We start from the raw sequence: 1,872 nt of genomic DNA, 5'->3' as shown, positions 1-1,872 counted from the left end.
CCAAATTTCGCCGTAATTGCTAGACTGCCGTTCTCGTCAAATTTAAAATTCCGCAAATGTTCATAGTGTGCTTTGAATGGGCTACGCCGCGGCTGTGTAAATTTTAAACTTTCTGCGGTTTTGCAAGCACGGCGCCTGATTTTGAAATGGCGTCCGCGGGGCGAAATTTTAAAATTTCACCACGCGTAGGGATTTAAAATTTCATAACGAGCGCAAAATTTTAAAATTTGAAACCTCAAAATTCTAAAATTCCGAAATCTCGCGGCGCGGACAAATTTAAAATTTAAAACTCAAGCCAAATTTTAAATTTCAAACCGAGCGGAATTTCAAATCCCAAGTTAATGACTATGTCCCAAATGCCCGCCCGCGTCGTTTGATCTTACTTCGCAGATTAGCTCGTCAGCGCATTCGTTCTCGCTACTTTCAAGCTGTAGCGTCGTGTGCGTGATGCCCAGATGCTCCATCTCGTGCGATATTTCGCGCAAGATCCGCTCCGCTTCGCGCACGCTCAGCTCGCCGCTAACCACGATGTGAGCCGTGAGCGCGTTTGCGCCGCTCGTGATACTCCAGACGTGCAGGTCGTGCACCGAAAGCACGCCATCCACGCCCCTGATCTGCGCGACGAGCCCGTCCAGGCACATGCCCTTTGGCGAGCCCTCCATCAGGATGTTTAGGCTGTCTTTTAGCACGCCCCAGCCGCTTTTTACGATGAGCGCGGCCACGAGCACGCTAGCCGCCGCGTCCGCCCAGCCCCAGCCAAAGCACATCATCGCCAAAGCCGCCGCGATCGCGCCCACCGAGCCTAAAGCGTCGCCCAGCACGTGTAGGTAGGCGCCGCGCATATTGACGTTTTCTCTCACGTCGCTGCCGCGCAGCATATACAGCGCCACGACGATGTTTACGGCAAGACCCAGCGTGCTGATGGCAAGCATACCCGCGGTGGCTACTTCGGGCGGGTTTTGGAAGCGCCGCGCCGCCTCAATGACGATAAAAATGGCGATCGCGACGAGGGCGAGAGCGTTTATCGTCGCGGCTAAAATTTCAATCCGCCTGTAGCCGAAGGTCTTTTGCAGATTGCCTTTGCGTTCGCCGAATTTAAACGCAAACAGCGAAAGTCCGAGCGCTGCGGCGTCCGAGAGCATGTGCCCGGCGTCTGAGAGCAGGGCGAGCGAGTTCGTCGCGAAGCCGCCCGCGACCTCGACCAGCATAAAAGCGGATATTATAAGGAAGGAATTTCTCAAAACGGTTTTATTTGACGTGTGTGAACGCGCGCAATGGGCGTGATTTTCGTGCATTTTGACCTCGTTTTCGGTAAATTTTGGTACATTATACCCCAAAAAAGCGCTTAAATTTTATTTGTATCGCCTTCTGGCTCGACGTTTACGCGCTTGCCGATGTCTTTTAGCTTGCTAAACTCTTCCACTAGCCTCGGCGCGTCATCAAGACTGATCGCAAACGTCCAAAGATAGGTGAGCACCGAGTAGATGTGACCCGCGTTTGCCTGCTTGTGTGATAGCAAAAATATCGCCAAGCTAAAAATCGCCGCCACGCTCGCACCGATGATAAAAAAGCTCATCGCCTCTCTGTTTGAGATGCGTATACGAAGCTTTGAAAGCACGTCGTAGTGGCGATTTAGCGTGCGCTCATCGCCTGTGCTTATGCGTCCTGCCTCGCGCTCTAGCTGGTTGTTTAGCTTTAGATATAAGCGGTCGTTTTTGGCAATGTATTTGGGTAGCAAAGCTCCAAAAATCGCAAGCAGGGCAAAAACTGCCAAACCCACGTAGAACTCGATAAATAAAAGCATGATCGCCGAGCCGAAAATCGAGACGACGGAGGTGAAAAACACGGGAAAGTGCTGCTCAAAAAAAATCC

At 51.7% G+C, this 1,872-nt stretch carries 2 protein-coding genes; both read right to left on the bottom strand.

Annotated features, from left to right (window positions below; genetic code table 11):
* Positions 1-338: 338 nt before the first annotated feature.
* Positions 339-1,295 (bottom strand): cation diffusion facilitator family transporter, encoded by a 957-nt coding sequence (locus Q0413_RS09130; protein ID WP_298989586.1) that lies wholly within the window; start codon positions 1,293-1,295, stop codon positions 339-341.
* A 50-nt stretch (positions 1,296-1,345) separates the two neighbouring features.
* Positions 1,346-1,872: ABC transporter six-transmembrane domain-containing protein (locus Q0413_RS09125; protein WP_298989585.1), on the bottom strand; the 527-nt coding region annotated here is incomplete at its 5' end.

The sequence above is a fragment of the uncultured Campylobacter sp. genome (genome assembly GCF_938045465.1).
In the GTDB taxonomy this organism is placed as follows: domain Bacteria; phylum Campylobacterota; class Campylobacteria; order Campylobacterales; family Campylobacteraceae; genus Campylobacter_B.
The sequence above is the reverse complement of the archived record's forward strand: the minus strand, read 5'-3'. Positions and strand labels throughout refer to the sequence as shown.